The sequence below is a fragment of the Pseudomonas syringae genome (assembly GCF_021606685.1).
Lineage (GTDB): Bacteria > Pseudomonadota > Gammaproteobacteria > Pseudomonadales > Pseudomonadaceae > Aquipseudomonas > Aquipseudomonas syringae_R.
On sequence record NZ_WKCB01000034.1, the window covers coordinates 19,636 to 45,267 of the forward strand.

Genomic DNA, 25,632 nt, shown 5'->3' on the forward strand with positions numbered 1-25,632 from the left:
CTTATCTCACGGCTGATTTTCTAGCTGCAGCGCCTGTTGCTTGAAGTGGCGCTTGCGTTCGAAGGGCAGGGCTTCCTGGTCGCCATAGGGCGCGCTGTACCAGTTGCCGTAGGTTGGGTTGGGCAACAAGAACCAGCGTTGGCCGAGCCAGGCCAGGTACGGCGCGGCCGCTTTGCGCTGGTCGGCCAGGGTGTTGTGGTCGGCCTGCACGAAGTCGCCGAAAGAATCACCGGCCAGCATCAGCACGCGGGCATGGCTGGCCACCCATTGGCGCCGGCAGTTCTTGCCGTAGCCGGCCTGCTCGCAGTGGCCGGTGGGCGTGCTGGCAGCCAGCACCTGTTCGTTGCGCGCCACCGGAAAACCGCGCAGGCGCAGGTTGTTGACCGTGGCCTGGACCTGGCTGTGCTCGCGGTTGGTGATGTAGTAGACGGTGATGCCTTTCTTGTCAGCCGCCTGCAGGAACTCGACGGCGCCCGGCAGGGCCTGGGCCTTGGCCTGGTCGACCCAGGTGTTCCAGCGGTCGTAGCCGTAGACCTGATTATTGACAATGTCGCGGGCATTGAGCGGCACGTTGTCGAGCACGGTTTCGTCGATATCCACGACCACCGCCGGCGGCAGCCCGCTTAGGTTGCGGGGGGGCAAGGGCAGGGCGTCCCAGCTCGGGTCAGCCAGGGCCGCGTCCAGCTGACGGGTGGCGCTGGCGAAGATTTGGCGGTAAATCAGCTCGTGCTCGATGGAGGTCTGGGTCCACAGCACGGCGTCCAGTTGGTCGTTGGCGGGCGGTCGCTGCTGGCAACCGACAAGGGCGGTGGAGAGCAGGCACACACTGGCAAACATCAGATTACGCATAAACATTCAGCCTCAGAAATTGACGGTGGCGGACAGCCGCGCGGTGCGTGGCGCGCCCAGGAACAGGTAGCCGTCGCCTGCGGATTCACCCACATCGCGCCAGTAGCGTTTGTCGAACAGGTTGTCGACGGTCAGGCGCAGCACAGTAGCGTAATCGCCGACCTGGGTGGTGTAGCGGCCGCCCACATCGAACACCGCGTAGTCGTCGACCTTCACCGTGGCCTCGCGGTTGGCGTATTTGCTCGCGCTGTATTGCACCCCGCCGAGCAGGGCCAGGCCGGGTACGCCGGGGATGCTGTAGTCGCCGTGCAGGCTGGCGCGCAGCTTGGGCACGTTGATCGCCTGGTGGCCGTCGTAGTCATCGGTGCCGCTGCCGCTGACCTGGGCGCGGATCGCCGCGACACTGGCCGACACTTGCAGGTCGGAGGTCACGCGGCCGTTGGCGGACAGTTCGATGCCGACGTTCTTCTGCTTGCCTTGCTGCACAAAGGTGATCGTGCCGTCGTCGTTGGGGCGGTTGTATTGCAGGTCCTGGGTGATCTGGAACAGTGCGGCCGTCAGGCTCAGGCGCTGGAAGTCACGCTTGATCCCGACTTCCAGCTGGCGCGACGTGGTGGGCGGCAACACCTCATCGGCGTTGTTGCTGAACCACGCGGCCTCGCCTCCCAGGGACAGGCCCTTGCTGTAGCTGGCGTACAACGACGTGTCCGGGCGCGGCTTGTAGATCAACGCCACCTGGGGCAGGAACACGCTGCGCTGGGTATGACGGGTGGTGGCCCCGGCCTGGTTGTAAGTCTCTTCGTCGAGACGCACCTGGCGCCCGCCGAGGATGGTTTGCCATTGCTCGTTGAAGCTGATGCGGTCGCTGGCGAACAGGCCGTACTGGCGGCTGTCGAGGCGCCGGTAGGTGTGGCCCAGCGGGCCGTCGTAGGGTTCCAGCACGGGTGACGGCTGATAGATATTGCCTTCGCCGATGTACTCGTTGACCGATTGACGCCGATCCACCAGGCGGCGGAATGCGCTGGTGCCAACGGTCAGGTCATGCTTGAGAAAGCCGGTGTCGAACTGGCCGTTGAGCGCAGCCTGGGCTTCCTCGTTGCTGCGCGTGTCATCGGGGCTGCGGTAGTCGGAGATGTCGTAGTCGCCCTCGGTGCTGAAGTGGTTGGGCACTGCAGTGCCTGCGCAACTGGCGGCGCCGTAGCAGCCCCAGGCGAAGGTGCTGTAGTCGTCGATCACCACACGGCTGCGCGATGCGCTGAAGCTGGCTTTCCACGCGTCGTTGAAGCGGTACTCGAACAACCCGTCGAGGTTCAACGAGCGGATGCCCACCGGGTTCGACCAGCTTTGGTAGGCCAGCAGGTCCTTGGGCGAAACGTGGTGCGGCACCTCGGTCCCGCCGAGCAATTGGTAGCCCGGCACCGAGCGTTGCTCACGGTCCTGGTATTCGGCGTTGAGTTGCAGCAAGGCGTTGGGGCTGATGTTCCAGTCCAGGGCCAGGGAGGCGAAATCGCGCTTGCCGTCGGCATGCTCGACATACGAGCGGATATCTTCGTGGGCCAGGTTGATGCGCACGCCCACCTGTTGTTCGGCGCCGAGCCAGCCGCCAATGTCGGTGGCCAGGTAGCGCTCGCCCTGTTCGTTGGTGGACACGGTGACCGAACGCACATTCTCCGGGCGCTTGCTCACGTAGTTGACCAGCCCGCCGGGCTCCGAGACGCCACTCTGCAAGCCGGCCAGGCCCTTGAGCACTTCCACCTGCTGCTTGTTTTCCAGCGCCACGTTCTGCTCGCCAGTGATGGTGCGGCCGTTGATCTTGTAGCTGCTGGCCGGGTTCAGAGCGAAGCCGCGTATCACGAAATTCTCGTAGTAGCCGACGGGGGCATAGCTGTCGCCGACCGAGGCATCATTCTTCAAGACCTCGCTGAGCAGGCGCGCTTGCTGGTCTTCCAAGCGGCCTTCGGTGATCACCGAGACGGACGCCGGGGTATCGAGCAGCGGGGCGTTGTCGAAACCCGCCACGGCGGCTTTTTTGGCCTGGTAGTCGGTAGGTTCCTGGCCGACGACGGTGACGGTGTCCAGGGTCGTGTCCTGGGCTTGAGCCGCCGCGGCGGCGAGGGTGATGCTCAGCGCGAGCAGGGTGTGACGATAAGGCGTAGCCATGTAAAGAGCGCTCCAGAGGTCTGCCGCCGTTGCCGTACGCTTTTATCGGGCAACAGGGTGCCCAGCGCTGCGCAACGAACGGGTTGCCAGTACGAAATGAAAAAGCCGAGTTCGCCGCAAAGGGCGTCAGGCCGGAGCTGCTCCGGTAGTCATTGGTAAGCGTGCGTCGGCGGCCCATTCCTGCAGGGAGCCGTCGTAGAGTGCGATGTCCTGGCGACCCAGCAAGGTCAGGGCCAGGGCGTTGGCGGCGGCCGAGATACCGCCGCCGCAATACAGCACCAGTGGACCTTCGCTGTGTAACAGCGTGGGGCCGATGGCGCGGGCCAGGGCATCCTTGGGCAGGTAGCGGCCCTGGGCGTCGAACAGGGTGCGCGCCGGCAGGTTACGGCTGCCGGGGATATGCCCGCGCCGGGCGTAGCGGGTGAGGGCGCTGCCGTCGAAGAGCGCCGCGCCCAACGCACAGATCAGCACGCCGGGCGCATGCCCGGCAATGATCGCTTCCACGCCGTAGCGGTCGATCCACAGCTGCGGGCGCAGGTTGATCGGCCAGGGTTGCGCCGTGGCAATCCTGGCAGCCGGTCCGCTGTGCACCGGCAGGCCGGCGGCGCGCCAGGCCTCGAAACCACCGTCGAGCACTGCCGCATCAATGCCCACGCCGCGCAGCATCCACCACAGGCGCGCGGCCCAGAAGCCGTCCGCACGGTCGTAGATCACCAGGGTTTTGCCGACGCCGGCACCCAGATTCGCCAGGCCCTGGACCAGCACGTGGGGCGGTGGCAAGGCGAAGCTGAAAGGGGCTTGGGTGTCCGCCAGTTCAGTCACCAGGTCAGCGTGCCGTGCGCCGGGGATATGCGCCTGCAGCCAGCCGTCATGGCCGCTGGCAACCCGGTAGTCGCCATCGAATTGCGGCGCTGGCAGCAACACCGTGGCATCCAGCACCACCAGCGCGGGGTCGGCCAGGTGCGCCTGCAACCATCGGCTGTCGACCAACGGGCTCATACGGTTTTACGCCGCAGATGGCCGAGCAGGCGTTGCCCCTGGGCGCCGGCAAACCAGCGCAGATGACCGAGCAGGTACGCGTGGTACGCCACGTCGGCGCTGGTGGTTGAACCGACCACGTCGTGGTAATAGGCCACTTCGGACAGCGCGAAATCCACATGCACCAGCGGCAGCAAGGCGCTGAGGGTGTGCAGGTCATGCGTGCTCAGTGGGCGCACCTGGTGGTAGCCGGCCAGCAGTGCATCAACGCTGTCGAGGTCGGCGCTGGCCGGGCCGCCGCTGTCCAGGTCCAGCCAGGGCACGCTGTTGCGTTCGATGGCGGTGGCCAGGTCGAACAGCGCGAAGGTGCGGTCGGCCAGGCCGAAATCCAGCACGCTGCAGACGGTGTCGTCAGGGCTCCACAGCAGGTTCGATGCATGCCAGTCGTTGTGGGTCCACAGCGGTGGTTGCTGGCCCAGCAACGGCTGCAGCGCCTGGTGCCAGGGCAGCAGCAGTTCGCTGAGTTGGGCGTGCCAGTCCTTGTCGGCGAGATAGGCATTGTGGGTGTTGGCGATGGCCTCCAGGGGCGCCGCGTGTTCGATCAGCCGTGCATTGGCCAGCAGCACGGCGGTCTGGCGGGGCGGCGCGTCGTAGCCTGCAGCCGCTTGGTGCAAACGGGCCAAGGCCTGGCCGGCGGCGAGGGCATGGGCGTGCTGCTGGAATGGCGACCACGACAGTGCATCACGGTAAAGGTCCAGGCCCTGGGCGAGGTGGTGCACTTCATAGGTCCACTCGCCTTGTGCCGTGGCCGTCGCCCCGTGGCGGTTCGGCACCACGGCCGCTACCGGGGCGCCTTGGCGATGCAGATGGGCGATCAAGCGGTGTTCTTCTTCCAGCCATGCAGCCTGCCGCACCTGCCGGTGATGGCGTTTGACGAACAACGTTGCGTCGCCGGTGGTGATCAAACCGGCAGCGGAAAACGGTCGTGGGCTGTGCCACTGCAGGCTGTGCAGCGGGCCCAGTTGCGGGTACTCACGCAGTAGGTGGTCGATGTCGGGTTCGTGCAGGGCCGGCCAGTCTGCCGCTACCGGTTCCAGTCCTAAACCGTGGGCGGTGCGTTGCGGGTTCATGCGCGCACCTCGGGCAGGTAGGCGTTGCTGGTCGCGCCTTGCCACACCTGTGGATCATCAAGCACGGCATGCGCATGCAACCACTCTGCATACGGCGCCAACAGTGCTTGGCGCTGTTCGCCCCAGCGGCCTTCATGCAGCCAGGTCGGGGCGATTTTATGCAGCGAAGCGCTCAACAGTTCCGCCGGGAAATACGGCGTGGTGTGTTCATAAGCGCTGAGGGCAATCGATGGTTCTTGGGCCACGGCCAGGTAACCGCGGGCGGTGGCTGCGAGAAAGTCGCGTACCACCTCGGGTTTGTCCGCCAAGGTGCGCTCATGGGCGCCGAGCAGGTAGCTGTGATAGGCCGGCGCACCGAGCTCGTCCACCGGCAACACCACCCGGCGCGCGGCGTCGATGGGGCTGTGCATCAACGCTTCCCAGGCCCAGTAGCCGCCAAAACTGGCATCGGCCACGCCTTGCGCCAACTGCTCGGGCCGCAGTTCGCGCACACCGCTGTCGACCAGGATCACGCCATCGGGGTCACCGCCGTCGCGGCTCACCAGGTGCCGGACCATGGCCAGGCCACGCGGTGTGGGGTTGAGTGCCAGGCGTTTGCCCACCAGGTCGCGGGGGCGACGGATGCCGGAATCGGTGAGGGTCTGGATCGACTCCAGGCCGGCATGGTTGATCGCCGCGATACCCTGCAACGCCTGACCCAAGCCACGGCGTACCAGCAGGCGGTTGCTGGGGAATACGCCAAAGTCCGCCGCGCCCGTCAGCAGATGCTGCAGCGTGTCGCCACGGTAAGGGTCGTGCACCACCAGCTCCACATCCAGCCCCGACTCTTCATACCAGCCGCGTTCCCTTGCCAGGTACAAACCCGCCGAATTCGGCCAGGGGTGAAAGTACTCCAGCATTACTTTTACCGACACCATCGCTTGCTACTCCAGCCCAACGTCCTTTGATGGAGGCGATTTATAAGGGAGTGATCTGGTATATACCAATATCCTTTATTGCTATGGTTATGCCGTAAACGTTGCACGCGGGGACTGGTTGCGAATTATGGCGTTGCGGCGCAATTGGGGTGGAGCCCTGAACACGTAGTGCGCATTCGGGGCCGCTGCGCGGCCCAACGGGAGCAAGCTCCCCCGCCACACGGTTGGTGTGTTAGAGGGGGCAACTGACCACTCACGATCACTCGATGCTCATCACTGTCGCGCTGGGTGGCGGGCTCGTCCATCGCTTGCCAGCACGTTCAGTCAGTATTTTCCTGAGCGTTCTGCCGGTCGCGATCAATCCAATGGGTCTTGATGCCCTTGGCCCACGCCACGGTGTAGAAGCAGCTCAGCAGCACGATGCCCCATTGTTCGGCATTGATCGACGACCAGAACCAGAACGGCTGCCCGGCCATGCCGAACAGGCAGGCATAGCGGCGTACCTTCAAGCGTTTGCTCTGGCTGAACCAGATGGCGACGACGCCGAGGGCGGCGATCATGAGTTGGGCGATCACGGCCATGCTCCTTGTGTGTGGGCGTACTCGGATCACCTGTGGGAGAGGGCAAGCCCCCTCTCACAGGTTGACCTGATCGGTTCAGGGATTACGTGTCCTTGCGCGCATCCATGGTCTTCTGGTACTCGGCGAGGAACGGTTGTTCCGCCGGGTCGAAGCGATCAATTCCGGCGGTAAAACGATGCCAGTACGGGTACAACGGCTCGCGTCGTGTCACCGCCTCGATGCGCGCCGACTGCTCTTCGGTCAGCTTGAGTTGCGTGGCGGCGAGGTTGTCGCGCAGGTGTTCTTCGGTGCGCGCGCCGACGATCAACGAGGTAATCCCCGGCCGATCCTTGAGCCACGCCAGGCAGGTACGCGCCACCGACACACCGTGTTCGTCACCCACGGCGGCGAGGGTTTCGATGATGTCCAGCGCACGCTCCCGGTCATGCACGTAGGGTTCCGGCCAGCCGCTGCCCTGGCGCGTGTTGGCCGCAGGCGGGTGCCCGCGTCGGGTAGAACCGGTCAGCAGGCCTTCGCCCATCGGGCCCCACACCAGGGTGCCCACGTGCTGGTCCAGGGCCAGTGGCAGCAACTCGTACTCGGCTTCGCGCGATTCCGGGGTGTAGTAAATCTGTTGGGTGATGGGTTTGAGCATGCCGTGCAGCTCGGCCTTGCCCAGGGTTTTCATCATCTGCCAGGCGGTGAAATTGCTCGTGCCGAAATAGCGGATTTTTCCCGAGCCGACCAACAGGCGCAGGGCTTCGAGGGTTTCCTCGATGGGCGTCATGCCGTCCCAATTGTGCAGTTGGTAGAGGTCAATGTGGTCAGTGCCCAGGCGTTTCAAACTGGCTTCGCAGGCGCGGATCAAGTGATAGCGCGACGAGCCGGAGTTGTTCGGGTTGCTGTCCACCGGGCTGCGGCCCTTGGTCGCCAGCAGAATATCGTTGCGCTTGGCGCCCAAGGCGTTGCCGACCACTTCTTCTGCCAGCCCATGGGAATACAGGTCAGCGGTGTCGACCATATTCACCCCGGCATCGAACGCGATATCGAACATGCGCTTGGCCTGGGGCACGTCCACCGAGCCGCATTTTTCAAACTCGGCGCGACCACCAAACGGCACGGTGCCCAGGATGATTTCCGAGACCAGCAGGCCCGAATGGCCCAGTTGTCGGTATTGCATGTCGCCTCCTACTTAACGTTACACGTGAAGGTGTGAACGACGCGGCTAGCGATAGTTTGAATTTTTTCATGAAAACTTCCGGTACCTGCTTCACCATTGCGCCCAACAGGACTTAACAGGAACCCCGCGTCCATGAGCGCACTGATTGAAACCCGCGCCCTCACGCGCAGCGATGAGCGCCGCCAGGTGCCCTTGCTGCAACCCACCGATTTGCGCCTCAACGCCGGTGACCGCGTGTCCATCACCGGCGCTTCAGGCTCCGGCAAAAGCGTGTTGCTGCGTGCGCTGGCCCTGTTGGACGCGCCCAGCGCCGGGCAGATCCTGTGGAACCAGCAACCGATCGCCAATGCGCAGATCCCCCATTACCGCAGCCATGTCAGCTACGTGTCCCAGCGCCCGGCGCTGATCGAGGGCACGGTGGAAGACAACCTGCGCTTTCCCTTCAGCCTCAAGGCCCTGCGCAAGCGCCGCTTCGATCTGCACACCGTGACGACGTTGCTGGGGTACGCCGGCAAGGCCCCGGAGTTCCTGGCGAAAAACGCCGGTGACCTGTCGGGCGGCGAATCCCAAGTGGTTTCGCTGATCCGCACCCTGCAACTCAACCCCCAAGTACTGTTGCTCGACGAGCCCACCGCGGCCCTCGACCCGACCTCATCGCGGGAAGTGGAAGCGCTGATCGATGCGTGGCACGCCGGCGATCCGTCACGCGCCTGTATCTGGGTGTCCCATGACCTCGATCAGGCCCGGCGCATGAGCACCATCCACCTGCACATGAGCGCCGGGGTGTTGAGCGAGGCCGCCCAGCCATGAATTATCAAAACCTCACCGCCCTGGACATGGGCATCGCCGCCTCGCTGATCCTGATCAATGGCGCGCTGTCGCTGCTGCTACGCTTGGGGCTGGGTCGCCAGTTGTTGTGGGCGGCGGTGCGCACCGTGGTGCAACTGTTGGCCATCGGTTATTTGCTGGGCTGGGTGTTCGAGTTCGCCTACTGGTACGTGGTGCTGCCGTTGATGTGTGCGATGACGTTGATCGCCGGTCTCTCGGCAGCTGGGCGCGGACGGCGCACGTACCGGGGGCAGCGGGTCGACAGCATTGTGTCGGTGTGGGGCAGTTCGTGGCTGGTGACGGCGGTGGGGTTGTTTGCGGTGATTCGCATCCACCCCTGGTACGAGCCGCAGTATGCGATTCCGATCCTGGGGATGATCCTCGGCAATACCCTCACGGGGGTGTCTTTGGGGATCGAGCGCATGACCCAGGAACTGACCTCGGGCCGCAACACCATCGAGATGATCCTGGCCCTCGGCGGCTCGCGCTGGGAAGCCGCGCAGGAAGCGATCCGCCAGGCCGTGCGCGCGGGCATGATCCCTACGCTGAACCAGATGACCGTGGTCGGCATCGTCAGCCTGCCCGGCATGATGACCGGGCAGGTGCTGGCGGGGGAGAGCCCGGTGGACGCGGTGCGCTATCAGATCGTGATCATGTTTCTGATCGCTGCGTCGTCCGCCCTTGGCACGGTAGGCGCGGTGTTGCTCACCTACCGGCGGTTGTTTTCCGCGAGCCATCGGTTCTTGCGTTTCAGGCTCGAAGAGCGCGCCTGAGCCCCGGGTGTTGTTGCAACCCTTGGCAATCGAGTCTTCATTCGTGGCGAGCGGGCTTGCCCGCGTTGGGGCGCGAAGCGGCCCCTGCATTGACGCATGCGGTGTATCAGACCTGTCTTGGCGCCTGCTTTTGGGGCTGCTGCGCACCCCAACGCGGTCAAGCCCGCTCGCCACAGGAGGTTGACTCGGCATTGCGGGCATAACAAGGCTCTTTGTGCCCAGGCCAGCCTGGTGATCAGGGCCGGTCCGCGACACCAAAATCCAGCACCACTTTCATCGCCTGGGTTTTGTCCGCCGCCAGTTCAAATGCCTGTACCGCTTGTTCAAACGGCACGGTATGCGAGATCACCGGGCGCACGTCGATGATCTGGCGATTGAGCAGATCCACCGCCTGGGCGAATTCGCTGTGGAAGCGGAAGGTGCCGCGCAAGTCAATCTCGCGGCTGACCAGCAGGTTCAGCGGCAACGATACATCCCCACCCAACCCGACCGTGACCAGCACGCCTCGCAGGGCGATGCATTCCAGGCCGTTACGCAAGGCCTGGGCGCTGCCGGAGACTTCGAACATCACATCGAAATAGCCCTTTTCAGCGCTGTAGCGCTTGAGTGCATCGGCGCCGTCGACGATGTTGTGGGTGCGCGTTGCGCCCATTTTTTCGGCACAGGCGAGGGCGCTGGCGGACAGGTCCACGGCGACGATTTCAGCCGCGCCGGCCGCGCGCAAACCGCCGATCAGCAGGTTGCCGATAGGGCCGCAGCCGGTCACCAGCACGCGTTTGCCGAATACCGCCCCGGCGCGTTGGATCGCGTGTAAACCCACCGACAACGGCTCGGCCAGTGCACCTTCAGCCAGGCTTACGTGATCGGCCAACACATGGGCCTGGTGCGTCTCGATCACCAGGCTCTGGCGAAACGCACCCTGGATATGCGGAAAGGGCATCGCGCTGCCGTAGAAACGCATGTTCAGGCAATGGTTCGGCAGGCCTTGATGGCAATACCGGCAGCCGCCACACGGGCGTGACGGTGACACCGCAATGCGCTGGCCGACCTTGAACAGCCCGACGTCCGCGCCCACTGCGTCGATTACCGCCGACACCTCATGACCCAGCACCATCGGTTCGCGCAGCCGCACGGTGCCGAAGCCGCCGTGCTGGTAGTAGTGCAAGTCCGAGCCGCAGATACCGCCCCGCGCAATGCGCACGCGTAACTGCTCGGGGGCGAGGGTTGGGGCTTCTTCCTGGGGGCTCACCCGCAGGTCTTTCGAGGCATGGCAGACAATCGCGTGCATAAAGTTCTCCGGGTTTACAGCGACGCGGTGATGCCACCGTCGACGTAGAGGATATGGCCGTTGACGAAGCTCGCGGCGTCGCTGGCGAGGAATACGGCGGCGCCGGCCAGTTCGGCCACATCGCCCCAACGCCGGCTCGGTGTGCGTTGTACCAGCCAGTCGCTGAACTCGGGGTTGGCCACCAGGTTGGCGTTCAGTTCGGTCTTGAAATAGCCCGGGCCGATGCCGTTGACGGTCAGCCCATGGGGCCCCCAATCAATCGCCATGCCCTTGGTGAGCATTTTCAACGCGCCCTTGCTCGCCGCGTACGGCGCGATACCCGGGCGCCCCAGTTCACTCTGCACCGAGCAGATATTGATGATACGCCCACGCTTGCGCGGGATCATCGCCCGCGCCACGGCCTGCCCCACCAGGAACGCGCTGTCGAGGTTGGTGCTGATCAATTCGCGCCAGTGCTGCTCGCTGTAGTCTTCCAGCGGCCCGCGCCGCTGCATGCCGGCGTTGTTGACCAGGATCTCCAGCGGGCCGAGGCGTTCTTCGATAGCCGCCACGGCAGCCTGGATCGCCGTGCTGTCGGTGACATCGAACGCCTGGGTGTGCACCTCCAGGCCTTCCAATGTCAGCAGCGCGGCGGCATCGCGCAAGGTGCTGCGGTTACGCCCGTTGAGTACCACCCGCGCCCCGGCCTGGGCCAGGCCGCGCGCAATGGCCAGGCCGATACCGGCGCTGGAACCGGTGACCAGCGCGAGCCGGCCATCGAGGCGGAAGTTGTCTAAAACGCTTTGCATGGGGCATGAATCTCCTGGCGCACGGTGATAAACAAAACACTTTCATGTTCGAGTGGCTGGACTTCACTTCAGCGCAGAGTAGGGTGTGGGTCCAATGTTCATTTATGATCGGCTGATCAATATTTGTGATAACCAGGAGGGCTTGATGGAGCTCAAGCACTTGCGCGCCTTTGTGGTCTTGGCCCAGGAGCTGCATTTCGGCCGGGCGGCGGCGCAGCTGTCGATTGTGCAACCGGCGTTGAGCATGCAGATCAAATTGCTGGAAGGCGGCTTGGGCGTACGCTTGCTCGACCGCAATCGCCACTCGGTCACGCTGACCGAAGCCGGGCGTGTATTCCTGCCCGAAGCCCAGGCCACCTTGCACCAGGCCGCCCGCGCGGCGGATGCGGCGCGGGCCTCCAGCCGTGGGGAAATCGGCCGGGTGCGCCTGGGGTTTGTGTCCTCGGTGTTGCCGAACTTGTTGCCGCAGTTGATCCGCGCTGTGCACCAGCGTTACCCGCGTATCGAGCTGGAACTCAAGGACATGCCCGGCCCCGACCAAGCCGCCGCGTTGAAGAGCGGTCAGCTGGATTTCGGCCTGATGCGCCTGCCCGCCGCCCACCCCGGCGTGCACACCCGCGCGGTGCTGCATGAGAGTTTCTGCGTGGCGTTACCGATCGATCATCCGCTGGCGGCCCAGCAGACGATTCAGCCTGCCGACCTGCTGGAGGTGCCGGTGTACATCCTGGCGCGGCGTTACGCGCCGGGCTTCTACGATGAATTTATCCAGGCCCTCGGCATTACCCTGGAGATCGCGTCGGAGCTGGGCGAATTCACCACCATGCTCGCGCTGGTGTCTGCCGGGCTGGGCGTGGGGGTGTTGCCGTTGCAGGCGACGCGGGCGTTGCCGGCCAATTGTGTGTCGCGGCACCTGGAGCTGGGTGGGTTCGAGGCCAGTACCGGCTTGGCCTGGACCGAGCTGGACAGCGCGGTGAAGACCACCCTGTTCAACCTGGTCATGGAATTGTTTGGCGAATAATTGTTTCAGTGGCTGAAATGCTGGATTGTAAATCCTGGTGATAGCCTTGCGTGAGCATCCGGCATTTCAGTTGGCGTAACAGTGGATTGCCTGGCGTGGCTATTCCGTCGTCGCCTGGCAGGGCGCAGCATTGGTTCATCCAAACGAAGGTGAGCACCATGAACCCCATCGAACAGTCCCCGTGGCACAACGGCGAACGCCAGTTGCAGGAAAGCGTCGGCGCCGCCGAGCGCATGGCGGTGATCGGCCCCAAGGTGATTCGTGATCACCTGCCCGAGCAGCACCGCGACTTCTATCCCTTGTTGCCCTACCTGCTGCTGGGTGTGGTGGATGAGCAGGGGGTTCCCTGGGCGACGATGCTGGAAGGCGCGCCGGGCTTTGCCCATTCGCCCGATCCCCTGGTTCTGCAAGTCGACAGCTTGCCGTCCCGCAGCGACCCGGCACGCTCCGGCTTGCTTCGCGGCGCCAGCGTCGGCCTGCTGGGCATCGACCTCAACACCCGCCGTCGCAACCGCATGAACGGGCGAGTCGGCCGCCTGGGTGACGACGGCTTTGCCGTCGACGTGGTGCACACCTACGGCAATTGCCCCAAGTACATCCAACTGCGGCCTGTGGATGCCATCGCGCGCAAACCCGGCACTCTGGCCGAACGCGGTACCGGCCTGGACGCCGCCGCACAAGCCATGATCCGCAACGCCGACACCTTCTTCGTCGCCAGCTACGTCGATGTGGACGGCGAACGCTCGGTGGACGTTTCTCATCGTGGCGGTAATAGCGGTTTTGTGCGCGTGGAAGGCAATGTGCTGACCATCCCCGACTTTGCCGGCAATCTGTTCTTCAACACCTTGGGCAACCTGCACGCAAACCCGGTGGCGGGCCTGCTGTTTATCGACTTTGCCTCGGGTGAGGTGCTGCAGGTTGCCGGGCGTACCGCGCTGATTCTCGACGGGCCAGAAGTGGCCAGGTTCGAGGGTGCACAGCGGTTATGGACGGTCACCGTCGAACAGAGCGTACGCCGTCCGGCGGCCCTGGCGTTGAGATGGCAGTTCGCAGAATTTTCGCCGCACAGCCTGGCGATGGGAAGTTGGTGATACCGGCCCCTGCAGCGCTTTTTTGTGGCGAAGGAGCTTGCTCCCGTTGGGCCGCGAAGCGGCCCCAAAACCGGTAAACACGTCGTTCCTGAGAAAACGCGGTGGTCTTTATAGGGGCTGCTGCGCAGCCCAACGGGAGCAAGCTCCCTCGCCACGAAGGGCAAGCCTGGCTGTGAAGATCAAGTAGCGGGCTGCGCAGCTTCCTGGACTGATGGTTCCGGGTATGTTGCAGGATGTTGAACCCTTAAGATTGAGCAACACCTTTGGGTTAGCCTTGTTTTTCTACTGACAACAAGGACTCGTCATGCAACGCAAGGTCATCAATCCCGCAACGGTATTCAACTCCCTGCAATACGGCTTCAGCCAGGCCATGGCAGTGCCCGACGGCCGGCGGATTGTGTTATCGGGCCAGGTCGGCGTGGATGCTCAGGAGCGTACCGTCGGCCCTGGCATCACCGAGCAGACAGCCACGGCCTTGGACAATATCGAAAAGGTGTTGGCTGAAGTCGAGGGCGATCTGTCCCATGTGATCATGCTGCGGTTGTATATCGTCGAGTCCGCGCGAGATCAACAGGAGCCGATAGCGCAGGCGCTTCTGCAGCGTTTCCCGCACAACCCACCGCCGTCTTCATGGATTATTGTCAGTGGGTTGTCGCTACCGGAGTGGTTGATCGAAATCGAGGCAGAGGCGGTGATTCCCCTAAGCTAGCCAACACAATCACTGTTGCCATTCCAGGGCGGTCGGGCACGATCTCCAGGGTGCAGGCGATCAAATGTGGGAGCTGGCTTGCCTGCGATGGCATCACCTCGGTTCATCTGCTGGACCGAGTTGCCTGCATTGCAGGCAAGCCAGCGTAAGCCTGCGCACCAGCGGTCTGGGCTGGCCGTGGAGCTACTACGGCGGTCATGTCGGCGTGCGCGTGCAACCGCCACGCCCGGATAAAGTCGCCCAGGCCATCGCGCCTGACTACGCCTTGGGCACCCACGTCGCGCCCCTGGGCCTGGCGTTCTCCGATGCGCGAGGCATGCCGGCGGCCTTTGCCAATGGCGAGTTTGTCGGCGAGCACGGCTCGTGGAACCGCAACCCGCAGGCGGGCTACAAGGTAGTGTTCATTGCATTCAAGGACGGCGAGCCAGCGGGTACCCCGGTGGACTTCCTTACCGGCTTCCTCAATGCCAGCGGCGAAGCCCAGGGCCGGTCGGTGGGTGTGACCCTGGACGGGCAGGGCGCGTTGCTGGTGGCCGATGATGTGGGCAACACCGTTTGGCGGGTGGCACAGCGCAAACCTTGGGCCGCCTGGCCAAATCCCTCACCCATGCCGTACCATGCGCGCGCCTCACAGTGACGTGAGGCGCAGCGCCAGGATGGCATCGCATGCGTGTCCGGTGGCGCTTGCAGCTCCCTTTTTGCTTGCGTTCAGGATTCGCCATGTTTTGCCGTTGCAGGCCTTTGGCCTTGTTTTTAATCGCTGCCGCCTTGGTCGGCTGCGGCACGCAGTCGGCGTCGCTGGTCAGCCAGCCGCTGCAACCTGGCCCCCAGGAACCGGTGGCGTATCTGGTGGGCTCCATTGGCCCGCAGAGCCTCGCTGCATCACCCGCACCCAACCAGCGTCTGTTGTTTCGCAAGCGCGGTTCCGCGTTCGGCGCCGCCGGGGTCTGGCTGGGCATCGCGCGGGGCACTCCGCAGGATGTGCAGGACAAGGACGGCGCTGCCAGTGTCTTCGTGCTGCCGCTCAAGCCGGGCGATTATGAGTTCTACGATTTCCAGTTCTTTTCCAGCAGCTATTCACCGACCCTGGGCACCACCTACACCTCGCTCCAGGCGCGCGAGAAATTCAACTTGCCGCTGCGCCTGCAGGCCGGCAAGGCCTATTACCTCGGCGAATTCCGCTCGCTGTGCCTCGGTGCCTCACTGTGCGCCTTCCGTTGGCGTGACCAGCTAGGTCGCGACGAGTCGATCGCGCGCCAGTCGGTTCCGGGCTTGCCGAGCCTGCAGTTGCTGCCGCTGGATTATCGCAGCGCCGCCCCGTATATCATCGCGCCGCTGCCTGGCGGTGCGGGTCAGAACCCCCTTCAAGAGAAGCGTCCATGAACCGCCTGATGACCCTGAGCGCCTTGGCCCTGCTGGCTGGCTGCGCGACCACCAACACCTTGCCCGAGCGCGAGTTGCCCGACGGCAAGGCCTACCTCACGCCGATCCATGTGATGGTCGATGACCCGCTCAATGCCGCGCAGATGCGTAACCAGTTGCGCGAAACCGGGGTATTTCGCAGCGTCGAAGCGGGTATGGGCAAGCCCGGCGATTATTCGGTGCTGATCCGCTCCAACGTGCAGCGCGACATGCCGCCGTTTCCGCTGTTGTTGCTGAGCGCCGCGACCTTGTTCCTGATGCCGTTGTCGGTGAGTATCGACACCACCACCGAGTTCTCCCTGCAGCAGGACGGCAAGGCGTTGAAGCAGTACCGCTACCGCAACGTGACCCACAAATACAGCTGGCTGCTGGATGGCATGGGTGGCATGCAGGAACAGAACGGCAGCCGCATCGCACGCGCTTTCGCCCAGGACGTGCAACGTGACGGCGTGCTGCCCGAGGAGACTGCGCAATGATCAGAATCAGCCTGTTGACCAGCGTATTGTTGCTCAGCGGTTGCGGCACCGCCCTCAAGCCTCTGGACTACAAGGCCGAGCGCGCCTTTGTGCCAATGAGCGTGACCATGCCGCCGCCGGCGTCGCGCTTTGACCAGCAAAAGCAGCGCGAAGTCATCCAAGTGCTGCGCGACACCGGCGCCTTCAGCTTCATTGATGGCGGTTACAGCAAGACCGGCTACAGCCTGCTGGTCGATCAGCGCGGCGGCAAGGGCGCCGGGGTGCTGCCGGCGGTGCTCGGCGCGCTGACGCTGCTGACCGTGCCGATTCCCTACACCTACGAGCGCCAGTTGCACGGCGCGTTGTACAAGGACGGTGAACTGCTCAAATCCTATGCCTACAAGCGCGGCGGCTGGACAGCTACCACCTGGTACATCCCCATGACCGAGCCGCGCAGCGAGAGCGAAATGCTCGGCGAACTGATGCGCGACCTCGACCACGATCGCCTGATTCCCTATCAGTAAGCCTTGGCCGTCAGTACCGGCGCTTGCCCCCAGGCGCCGCCCAACGCCGTGTACAAATTGACCTCCGCCACCAGCTGCGCCAGTCGATCCACGATCAGCGCCTGCTGGGAACTGAACAGTGAGCGCTGGGCGTCGAGGAACGTGAGGTTGCTGTCTACGCCGCTGCGGTAGCGGTGTTGGGCCAGGTCGTAGTAGGCCTGGTTGGCGGCCACAAAGTCCCGTTGTGCCGCGAGCTGTTCGGTGAATGTCTGGCGGGCGGCGAGGCCGTCGGCGACTTCCTGGAAGGCGGTCTGGATGGATTTTTCGTACTGGGCCACCGTGATGTCTTTTTGCAGCTTGGCGTAGTCGAGGCTGGCGCGCAGGCTGCCGGCGTTGAAGATCGGCAGATTGATCTGCGGCTGGAAGGTCCAGGTGCCCGAGCCGCCCTTGAACAGCCCCGACAGTTCGGTGCTGGCGCTGCCAGTGTTGGCGGTGAGGGTGACCGACGGGAAAAACGCCGCACGGGCCGCACCAATGTTGGCGTTGGCGGCTTGCAATTGGTACTCGGCCTGGAGAATATCCGGACGGCGTTGCAGCAGGTCAGACGGCAAGCCGGCGGGCACGCGCGCCACCAGGTCCGTGGCCAAGGGGCGCCCCGGCAGGTGTTCATCCACCGCACCGCCCACCAACAGGCTGAGGTTGTTGAGGTCCTGGGCCACCTGGCGCGTATAGCGGGCCACACTGGCGCGCGTGCTTTCGACGCTGGTGCGCGCCTGCACCACGTCCAGCGCCGAGGCCTTGCCGGCGGTTTTGCTGCGTGAGGTCAGCTGCCAACTGTGCTCGTCGGCGGCCAGGGTTTGCTGGGCCAGGGCCAGCAGTTCCTGGTCGGCGCGCCAGGTCAGGTAGGCGTTGGCGACGTTGGCCACCAGGCTCAACTGCGCGCTGCGCCGGGCCTGTTCGGTGCCCAGGTAGGTAAGCATCGCCTGTTCGCTGAGGCTGCGTACGCGGCCGAATAAATCCAGCTCATAGGCGCTGAGCCCCAACGTAGCGGAATAGCTGGAGGTGATCGCCGACTGGCCAGTGCCGGTCACATCCCCCGGCAACTTCTGGCGCTTGCCGGCGCCGGTGGCGGACACCGCCGGGAACAGGTCGGCACGCTGGATGCGGTACTGCGCCTGGAACGCCGCGACGTTCAGCGCCGCCACCCGCAGGTCGCGGTTATTGACCAGGGCCGTGTCAATCAACTGTTGCAGTGCCGGGTCGTGGAACACGCCTTGCCAGTCCGAGGCGGGCGCAGTGCGGTGCTCCCCGCCATGCGGGTACTGCGTCGGCACAGGGGCCACGGGCCGCTGGTATTCGGGGATCAGCGAGCAACCGCCGAGCATCCAGGCCAGGCCGACAGTGGTGAGTGCGCGGGTGTTCATCACGCGCCCACCATCCATTTGGCCAGGCCATGCCGGCCACTCACGCCCAGCTTGGCGGCGGCGCGCTTGAGGTAGGTCTCGATGGAGCTGTTTTTCACGCTGAGTTTTTCCGCCATTTGCGGCACGGTGCCGCCGGTCAACAGGCCCAGGCACACCTCCTGCTCGCGCGCCGACAGGGTGATGTCACCCAGCGACAAACGCTTGTAGAACTCACGTTGCAATTGCGATTGCTCAAGCAGCGTGTGGGCTGGCTCGAGCTGAGGCTGCGGCGCCTGGCGCAGGCTTTGGGCGTGCCACTCGATCAACGGCAGCAGCGTGTCCGACAAACACTTGAGAAACGACAGCTCGGCCAGGGAAAAACCGCGCTGGGCTGGCGGCCGGTAGAACGAAATCACACAGCGCCGGTTGCCCTGGCGCGACACCAGGTTGCATTGGTGCGAGGTGCCCCGAGGGTGCGCGCTGTCGGCCTTGGCCTTGAGCTGGATCAGCAACGGGTCCTGCATGCCGAGCATGTCGCGCAGCAACGGGTGGTCATTGATCGAAGGCAAGGACAGGGGCGGCGGCAGGTCCTGCTTCTGGCCTGCGCTGCCGAGCAACTTGATATCGAGTACGCTGTCGCGCAACTCGTCGAGGGTCCACTCGCTGAGATCCACCAGGTGGATCGGCACCCATTTGTCCACCAGGCGCAGCATGTGGACGGCAAAATCGGCGTGGCCGCTATTGGAAATCAACTCGCCCATTTCGGCATAAAAATGCGGCCCTGGGGTGGGGGTCATACTGCTGGTCAAACTCATAGCCATCTCATCCTTGATGTCGAAAACCGTCACAAACTCCCTGGGTCTCTGCGGGGCGATCCGTTCCTCATGAAGCAGCGTCGGCACTCGAGAGTGTATTTAGCCCGGGGATTTGTCCTACGTATGTAGCAGAAACGAGGGACACAACGTGCCACAAAAACATCGTCATTAATTCGACGTTTCTGACATTGAAAACCAGCTGAGATAATTCAAAAATTTGCCTTGTGGTTAATTAAACAATTGATATTAAAGGTAAATATTTATTTTTAAAAACCATCCTCAAAAAGCGACATCGGCCAGGAATAGCCAATCTCCTACAGCCCTTTAATCGTTTCAGCAATGAACCATCAGCCAAGCCCGTTTGCCCTCCTTTTTGCTGTCCGGGTTTCAGGTGGCAGACCCTCCCTGGACCCCATGCTCAAATCCGGCCATTTCGCCGTCCACGTGCGGCCAGTGCCTGACCATGAGAAGGATCTTATGAAGCATTCCTCCAGCTTCCCCCTCACCGCCGCCCAACAGGACGTCTGGCTCGACCAACTGCGCGCAGGTGATTCACCGCTGTACAACATCGGCGGCTATGTGGATTTTGCCGGGGCGGTGGTGCCCGAGTTGATCCAGCGCGCCGTCGAGCAATTGGTGGCCAGGCACGATGCGTTGCGCACGCAGTTGCACAGCGATGCCGATGGCTTGCCCCGCCAGACCTTCAGCGCTGCCTGCGCGGTGGAGGTGCCGCTGCACGACGTTGCTGCGCTGCCCGACCCGCACGCTGCGAGCCTGGCCTTGATGCACGCGCAAATGGCCCGGCCCTACGCACTGCAAGGCGCGCCGCTGTTCCGGTTTTTCCTGGTCAAACTCGACGACAACCACTACCGCCTTGGCACCCAGGCACACCACCTGATCCTCGACGGCTGGGGCTTTGGCCAGATGCTGCAATCCCTGGCGCAGCTGTACAGCGCACTGGAGCAGGGCCGTCAGGTGGACGCGGCGGCAGCGTCCTATATCGACTTTATCCACGCCGACCAGCACTACCAGCAATCCGCTCGCTACCCGCGCGATCGCGCCTATTGGCTCGCCAAATACCAGGTACTGCCCGAGCCATTGCTGGTGCCCCGGCACACCGCGCAGGCGTCGAGCAGCAGCCTGGTCGAGCCCTTCGCGGCGGCGCTGCTTGAACGCATGGAGCACGTGGCCAACCGTTACCAGGCGTCGGCGTTTCATGTGTTGCTGGCCGCGATGTATGTGTACTTCACCCGCGCCCACCAGCGTGATGAGTGGGTGGTGGGGGTGCCAATCCTCAACCGTTCCAACGCGGGTTTGCGTGGCACCGTCGGCTTGTTTGCCCAGGTCAGTGCGGTGCGTTTCCAGTTCAGCGAGCAGTTGCCCTTTGGTGCGCTGGTGCGCGGCGTACGCGACCAGCTCAAGCAGGACTTTCGCCACCAGCGTTTCCCCCTCAGCGAGATGAACCGCGAGCTGGGCCTGCGGCGTAGCGATCGCGGCCAGTTGTTCGACCTGTCGGTATCGTTCGAGCAGGACGACCATGACCTGCGCTTCGGCCAGGTGCAGGGCCGCGCGGTCAAGGTCTCCAACCACCACGAGCCGCTGCCCCTGGCCGTTCACCTGCGCAGCAACCGCTACCAGGCCACTGCGTGCCTGCATTGTGTTTACAACCAGGCGTATTTTCAGCACGACGAAGTCCAGGCGCTGGCACAGCGTCTTATCGGGCTGCTGGAGCAGGGCCTGGACGACACTGAACGCACGCTCGGCGAATTTTCGCTGGTGACGCCGGCCGAGCAGGCCCAATTGCAACAGTGGAATGCCACCGCCCAGCTCACGCGCGAACCGCACACCCTGCACGCCCGCATCGAAGCCCAGGCCGCACGCACACCCGATGCCGTGGCCGCTGCGCAGCAGGGGCGGGAGCTGACGTATGCCCAGCTCAATCAGCAGGCGAATGCCCTGGCCCATCACCTGCTTGAGCACGGCGTGCAAGCGGATGATCGCGTGGCGGTGCTGGCGCGGCGCGGGTTGGACACGCTGGTGGGGCTGCTGGCGGTGCTCAAGTCCGGTGCCTGCTATGTGCCGCTGGACCCGGCCCATCCCGCCGAGCGCCTGCATTACCTGCTGCAGGACAGCGCACCGGTGGTGGTGCTGACCCAGCATGACCTGCTGCCACGCTTGCCGGCGCTGGAGGTGCCGGTGATCGAGCTGGACCGCCCGACCTTCCACCCGGGCAGCAACCCGCGTGTGGCCGTCACGCCTGAACACCTCGCCTATGTGATTTACACCTCCGGCTCGACCGGCTTGCCCAAGGGGGTGATGGTTGAGCACCACACGCTGGCGAACCTGGTGGACTGGCATTGCCAGGCTTTCAACCTGCACGCCGGCAGCCACACGGCGAGCGTGGCCGGGTTTGGCTTTGATGCGATGGCGTGGGAGGTGTGGCCGGCGCTGTGCGTGGGCGCGACCCTGCACCTGCCGCCGGCCCACGATGGCGCGCAAGACCTTGACGCGCTGCTGGGCTGGTGGCGCAGCCAGCCGTTGCAGGTGAGTTTCCTGCCGACGCCGGTGGCCGAGTACGCCTTCAGCCAAGGCCTGCAACACCCGACCCTGCGTACCTTGCTGATCGGCGGCGACCGTCTGCGAGGGTTCACGCGGGCACAGAGCTTCGAGGTGATCAACAACTACGGCCCCACCGAAGCCACGGTGGTCGCCACCTCCGGTCGCGTTGAGGCGGGCCAGCCGCTGCATATCGGCGCGCCGATCACCAATACCACCGTGTACGTGCTCGATGCGCAGCAGCGCCCGGTGCCCATCGGCATGCCGGGGGAGCTGTACATCGGCGGCAAAGGCGTGGCGCGCGGTTACCTGAACCGTCCCGAACTGACCGCCGAGCGCTTCCTCGATGACCCCTTCAACCCTGGCCGCATGTACCGCACCGGCGACCTGGCCCGCTGGCTGGCGGATGGCACGCTGGACTACCTGGGCCGCAATGACGACCAAGTGAAAATCCGTGGCGTGCGCATCGAACTGGGGGAAATCGAAGCGGCGCTGGCCAACCACCCGGCGGTCCGCGAAGCCGTGGTGCAGTACCGTGAGGGGCAATTGCAGGCCTGGTTTGTCGCGCGTGATGAGGTGGATAGCGAAGCGCTGCGGGCTCACCTGCACGCCGCGCTGCCGGATTACATGCTGCCCGTGGCCTACGTGAAACTCGACCGGTTGCCGCTGACCGCCAACGGCAAGCTCGACCGCAAGGCCTTGCCGGTGCCGACGCAGGACGCCTACGTGGCACGCGTGTTCGAGGCCCCGCGCGAGGGTATTGAAACCACCCTGGCGCAGATCTGGGCCGAGCTGCTGCAGGTGCAGCCGGTGGGGCGGCATGATCACTTTTTCGAGTTGGGCGGGCATTCATTGCTGGCGGTGCAACTGGTGCAACGCATGCGCCAGGCGGGCCTGCGTGCGGATGTGCAGGTGCTGTTCGGCCAACCGACGTTGGCCGCGTTGGCGGCCGCAAGTGAAGGGGCTGAGGCGGCGGTGCCGGCCAATCGCGTGCCAGCGGATTGCACGCACATCACCCCGGATCTGTTGGTCCTGGCCGACCTCGACCAGCCGAGCATCGAGCGCATCGTCGCGGGCATCCCCGGCGGCGCCGCCAATGTGCAGGAGATCTACCCGCTGGCACCGTTGCAGGAAGGTTTGCTCTACCACCACCTCACCGACGAGCGCGATCCGTACCAGCAACACGCGCTGTTCAGCTTTGCGCGCCGCGACCAGCTGGACGCATTTGCCCAGGCCCTGCAACAGGTGATCAACCGCCACGACATCCTGCGCACCAGCCTGGCCTGGGACGCCCTTGAGCAGCCGATGCAATTGGTGTGGCGCGAAGCCCGCTTGCGCGTTGCGCCGCTGGGCGAGGCGTGCCCTGCGCTGGACCTGCGCCAGGCGCCGCTGATGGCCCTGGATTACGCCCAGGAGCCCGAGCGCTGGGTTGCGCGCCTGCGTTTCCATCACTTGGTCAACGACGCCACCTCGACCGCTGTGCTGGTGGATGAAATCCGCGCCCATCTGCTCGGTGAACAGGCGCAGTTGCCGACACCGGTGCCGTACCGCAACGTGGTCGCGCAAACCCGCCTGCCCGCGCGGTTGGCCGCCCACGAGGCGTTCTTTCGCGAGCGCCTGGCGCAGGTCGACGAGCCGACCCTGGCGTTTGGTCTTCAGGAGCGCCAGGCGGATCGCGCCAACATCGATGCCTGCGAGCGGCCCGTGAGCGTTGGCCTCAACCAACGCCTGCGTACCCAGGCGCGTAGCCTTGGCGTCAGCGCCGCCAGCCTGTTCCACCTGGCCTGGGCGCAGGTGCTCAGCCGCGTGGCCGGTCGCGATGATGTGGTGTTCGGCACCGTGCTGCTTGGCCGCCTGCAAGCGGGCGAGGGCGCCGACCGGGCCCTGGGCATGTTCATCAACACCTTGCCACTGCGCCTGCGCCTGGCCGGGCAGAGCGTGGTGGATGCGGTGCACGACACCCATCGCCAGCTCAGCGCCTTGCTCGCCCATGAGCAAGCCTCGCTCGCCCTGGCCCAGCGTTGCAGCAGCACCGCACCGCTGTTCAATAGCCTGCTCAATTACCGTCACACCGCCGCCGACCCTGAGCTGAAGCTGGTGCCCGGCATTGCCTTGCTCAGCAGTGAAGACATCCTCAGCTACCCGCTGATGCTCACCGTGGACGACATCGCCAGCGGCTTTCAACTCAAGGCCAAGGCCCCGCGCGAGGTCGGTGCCGAGCGCTTGCTGGGCTACCTCGACACGGTGCTGACCGGCCTTGTCGATGCGCTGGAAACCACCCCAGGCATGCCGTTGCGCGCGGTGCCGGTGCTGCCTGCCAGCGAGTTGGCAACGCTGCTGGTGGAGTTCAATGCCACCGCCACCGACTACCCCGATGCCCTGACCCTCCACGCGCTGTTCGAAGCCCACGCGCGGCTGAGCCCGCATGCCATTGCGGTGCAAGCCGGTGAGCAGCAACTGACCTATCGCCAGCTCAACCAGCGCGCCAACCAGCTCGCCTATCACTTGCGCGAGCGCGGCGTGCAGCCGGATGCGCGGGTGGCGTTGTGCGTCGAACGCGGGCTGGACCTGGTGGTGGGCTTACTGGCGATTCTCAAGGCTGGCGGCGCCTATGTGCCGCTGGATCCGGGCTACCCTCGCGAGCGCCTGGCCTACATGCTGCACGACAGCCAGCCGGTGGCGCTGCTGGTGCACGCCGCCACACGCGAGGTGGCGGGTGAGGTGACGATCCCGGTGATCGACTTCGACCACTGCGCCTGGAGCCAGGCGCCCGAGGGCAACCCTTTGGTGCCGGGCCTCGGTGTCGCCAACCTGGCCTACGTGATGTACACCTCGGGCTCCACCGGTACGCCCAAAGGCGTGATGATCGAACACCGTGGCCTGGGCAACCTGATGCACTGGGGCTCCCTGCTGTGCCCGCACGCCGAGCACGGCGCCTTGTTGCAGCGTGCGCCGTTCAGTTTCGATGGCTCGGTGTGGGAGTTGTTCTGGCCGCTCACCAACGGCATGCGCCTGGTGCTGGCGCGACCCGACGGGCATCGCGAGCCGGCGTACCTGGCGCAGGTGATCCGCGAGCAGCAGATCAGCGTGATCAAGTTCGTGCCGGCGATGCTGCAGCAGTTCCTTGAACTGGAAGAGTCCGCCCAGTGCACCAGCCTCACCGACGTGCTGTGTGGCGGCGGAGAACTCACCGAGGCCCTGGCCCGTGCCGTGCAAACGCGCTTGCCCAAGGTGCGTCTGCACAACGTCTACGGCCCCACCGAAGCCACGGTGGACAGCAGCGCGTGGACTCTGGAGCCCGGCGCGCGCGTGCCCGCGCTGCAACTGCCGATCGGCCGCGCGATCAGCAACACCCGCCTGTACGTGCTGGACCCGCACGATGCGCCGGTGCCGCTGGGGGTCAGCGGCCAACTGCACATTGGTGGGGTTGGCGTGGCGCGCGGCTATCTGGGCCAGGCGCAGTTGACTGCCGAACGCTTTATCGACAGCCCGTTCGTGGCTGGCGACCGGCTGTATCGCACTGGCGACCTGGTGCGCTACCGCCCGGACGGCAACCTGGAGTTCCTTGGGCGCAATGACTTCCAGGTCAAGCTGCGCGGCGTGCGCCTGGAGCTGGGGGAAATCGAGTCACGCCTGCTCGCGCACCCGGCTTTGCGTGAGGTGGCGGTGTTGATTCGCGATGAGCGGCTGGTCGCTTATTTCACCCTGCGTGCCGAGGCGCCGAGCCTGGAGGCATTGCGCGCGCATGTGCTGGCGCAGTTGCCGGAGTTCATGGTGCCGGCGGCGTTTGTGCAACTGGAGGCGTTGCCGCTCAACCCCGCTGGCAAGCTTGACCGCAAGGCGCTGCCCGAGCCTGGGCTGGAGGCGGTGGTCAGCCGCAGTTATGAGGCACCGGCGGGGGATATTGAAACCTTGATGGCGAGCATCTGGGCCGAGGTCTTGAAGTTGGAGCGGGTCGGGCGCCATGACCATTTCTTCGAGTTGGGCGGGCATTCGCTGCTGGCGGTGAACCTGGTGGCGCGGCTGCGCAAGGCGGGGTTGGAGGTGGATGCGCGAACGTTGTTCAGCCATCCGACTTTGGCGCAACTGGCGGCGTGCACCACGGCCCCGGTGCAGCGTATGGAGGTGCCGCAGACGGCCATCCCGGCACTCAACCGTCGTCGGCGGATCTGACGGTGGCAAAGCGGCCAACGTAGCGCTGGCTTGCCT

20 protein-coding genes and 1 pseudogene are annotated in these 25,632 nt (G+C 64.7%); 10 read left to right on the plus strand and 11 right to left on the minus strand.

The window, feature by feature from the left end:
* Positions 1-6: 6 nt before the first annotated feature.
* The 7 genes from GIW02_RS14710 to GIW02_RS14740 form a co-directional block, all read right to left on the minus strand.
* Positions 7-849, minus strand: coding sequence for an HAD family acid phosphatase (locus GIW02_RS14710; protein WP_236415184.1), 843 nt, complete (start codon positions 847-849; stop codon positions 7-9).
* Positions 850-861: 12 nt separating this feature from the next.
* Positions 862-3,009 (minus strand): TonB-dependent siderophore receptor, encoded by a 2,148-nt coding sequence (locus GIW02_RS14715; RefSeq protein ID WP_236415181.1) that lies wholly within the window; start codon positions 3,007-3,009, stop codon positions 862-864.
* A gap of 126 nt (positions 3,010-3,135) precedes the next feature.
* A complete protein-coding gene (locus tag GIW02_RS14720) occupies positions 3,136-4,008 on the minus strand; it encodes a rhodanese-like domain-containing protein (RefSeq protein ID WP_236415179.1) in 873 nt (290 codons plus the stop codon).
* The gene (locus GIW02_RS14725; RefSeq protein ID WP_236415169.1) at positions 4,005-5,117 is read right to left on the minus strand and encodes a phosphotransferase; all 1,113 of its coding nucleotides are present in this window, start codon (positions 5,115-5,117) and stop codon (positions 4,005-4,007) included. Before GIW02_RS14725 ends, GIW02_RS14720 begins: the two co-directional genes overlap by 4 nt.
* Positions 5,114-6,034 (minus strand): ABC transporter substrate-binding protein, encoded by a 921-nt coding sequence (locus tag GIW02_RS14730; RefSeq protein WP_236415167.1) that lies wholly within the window; start codon positions 6,032-6,034, stop codon positions 5,114-5,116. Before GIW02_RS14730 ends, GIW02_RS14725 begins: the two co-directional genes overlap by 4 nt.
* 320 nt (positions 6,035-6,354) lie before the next feature.
* Positions 6,355-6,615: a hypothetical protein gene (locus tag GIW02_RS14735; RefSeq protein WP_236415157.1), complete on the minus strand. Its 261-nt coding sequence runs from the start codon at positions 6,613-6,615 to the stop codon at positions 6,355-6,357.
* 82 nt (positions 6,616-6,697) lie between these two features.
* Entirely contained in the window at positions 6,698-7,774 is a 1,077-nt protein-coding gene (locus tag GIW02_RS14740; RefSeq protein ID WP_236415155.1) for an aldo/keto reductase, read from the minus strand.
* 132 nt (positions 7,775-7,906) lie between these two features.
* On the opposite strand from GIW02_RS14740, the gene GIW02_RS14745 reads away from it, so the two are divergent.
* Positions 7,907-8,584: an ATP-binding cassette domain-containing protein gene (locus tag GIW02_RS14745; RefSeq protein WP_236415153.1), complete on the plus strand. Its 678-nt coding sequence runs from the start codon at positions 7,907-7,909 to the stop codon at positions 8,582-8,584.
* On the plus strand, positions 8,581-9,375 hold the full coding sequence (locus tag GIW02_RS14750; protein ID WP_122673588.1) for an ABC transporter permease: 795 nt from the start codon (positions 8,581-8,583) through the stop codon (positions 9,373-9,375). The genes GIW02_RS14745 and GIW02_RS14750 overlap by 4 nt, the downstream gene beginning before the upstream one ends.
* 235 nt (positions 9,376-9,610) lie before the next feature.
* On the opposite strand, the gene GIW02_RS14755 is transcribed toward GIW02_RS14750, so the two are convergent.
* Positions 9,611-10,663, minus strand: coding sequence for an L-idonate 5-dehydrogenase (locus GIW02_RS14755; RefSeq protein ID WP_236415151.1), 1,053 nt, complete (start codon positions 10,661-10,663; stop codon positions 9,611-9,613).
* Between the two features lie 14 nt (positions 10,664-10,677).
* Positions 10,678-11,451, minus strand: a complete 774-nt coding sequence (locus GIW02_RS14760) for a glucose 1-dehydrogenase (RefSeq protein WP_101271970.1) — start codon at positions 11,449-11,451, stop codon at positions 10,678-10,680.
* 145 nt (positions 11,452-11,596) lie between these two features.
* Between GIW02_RS14760 and GIW02_RS14765 the strand changes: the two genes are divergently transcribed.
* From GIW02_RS14765 to GIW02_RS14795, 7 genes and pseudogenes are all read left to right on the plus strand, one after another.
* On the plus strand, positions 11,597-12,469 hold the full coding sequence (locus GIW02_RS14765) for a LysR family transcriptional regulator (RefSeq protein WP_236415149.1): 873 nt from the start codon (positions 11,597-11,599) through the stop codon (positions 12,467-12,469).
* A gap of 158 nt (positions 12,470-12,627) precedes the next feature.
* Entirely contained in the window at positions 12,628-13,560 is a 933-nt protein-coding gene (locus GIW02_RS14770; protein ID WP_236415147.1) for a pyridoxamine 5'-phosphate oxidase family protein, read from the plus strand.
* Between the two features lie 304 nt (positions 13,561-13,864).
* Positions 13,865-14,269, plus strand: a complete 405-nt coding sequence (locus tag GIW02_RS14775) for a Rid family hydrolase (protein ID WP_236415137.1) — start codon at positions 13,865-13,867, stop codon at positions 14,267-14,269.
* Positions 14,270-14,438: 169 nt separating this feature from the next.
* Positions 14,439-14,906: pseudogene (locus GIW02_RS14780) on the plus strand (PQQ-dependent sugar dehydrogenase); the annotation flags it as partial.
* Positions 14,907-15,016: 110 nt separating this feature from the next.
* A complete protein-coding gene (locus GIW02_RS14785; protein WP_236415135.1) occupies positions 15,017-15,652 on the plus strand; it encodes a hypothetical protein in 636 nt (211 codons plus the stop codon).
* A complete protein-coding gene (locus GIW02_RS14790) occupies positions 15,649-16,167 on the plus strand; it encodes a hypothetical protein (protein WP_236415133.1) in 519 nt (172 codons plus the stop codon). The genes GIW02_RS14785 and GIW02_RS14790 overlap by 4 nt, the downstream gene beginning before the upstream one ends.
* Positions 16,164-16,670, plus strand: coding sequence for a hypothetical protein (locus GIW02_RS14795; RefSeq protein ID WP_236415131.1), 507 nt, complete (start codon positions 16,164-16,166; stop codon positions 16,668-16,670). The genes GIW02_RS14790 and GIW02_RS14795 overlap by 4 nt, the downstream gene beginning before the upstream one ends.
* On the opposite strand, the gene GIW02_RS14800 is transcribed toward GIW02_RS14795, so the two are convergent.
* Both GIW02_RS14800 and GIW02_RS14805 read right to left on the minus strand, forming a co-directional pair.
* Positions 16,664-18,073, minus strand: coding sequence for an efflux transporter outer membrane subunit (locus GIW02_RS14800; RefSeq protein WP_236415122.1), 1,410 nt, complete (start codon positions 18,071-18,073; stop codon positions 16,664-16,666). The genes GIW02_RS14795 and GIW02_RS14800 overlap by 7 nt on opposite strands.
* Positions 18,073-18,867 (minus strand): helix-turn-helix domain-containing protein, encoded by a 795-nt coding sequence (locus GIW02_RS14805; RefSeq protein ID WP_236421914.1) that lies wholly within the window; start codon positions 18,865-18,867, stop codon positions 18,073-18,075. Before GIW02_RS14805 ends, GIW02_RS14800 begins: the two co-directional genes overlap by 1 nt.
* Before the next feature lie 477 nt (positions 18,868-19,344).
* Here GIW02_RS14805 and GIW02_RS14810 point away from each other — a divergent pair, with 477 nt between their 5' ends.
* Positions 19,345-25,596 carry a non-ribosomal peptide synthetase gene (locus GIW02_RS14810; protein ID WP_236421915.1) on the plus strand — a complete coding sequence of 2,084 codons (6,252 nt, stop codon included), beginning with the start codon at positions 19,345-19,347 and terminating at the stop codon, positions 25,594-25,596.
* The last annotated feature ends 36 nt before the right edge of the window (positions 25,597-25,632 follow it).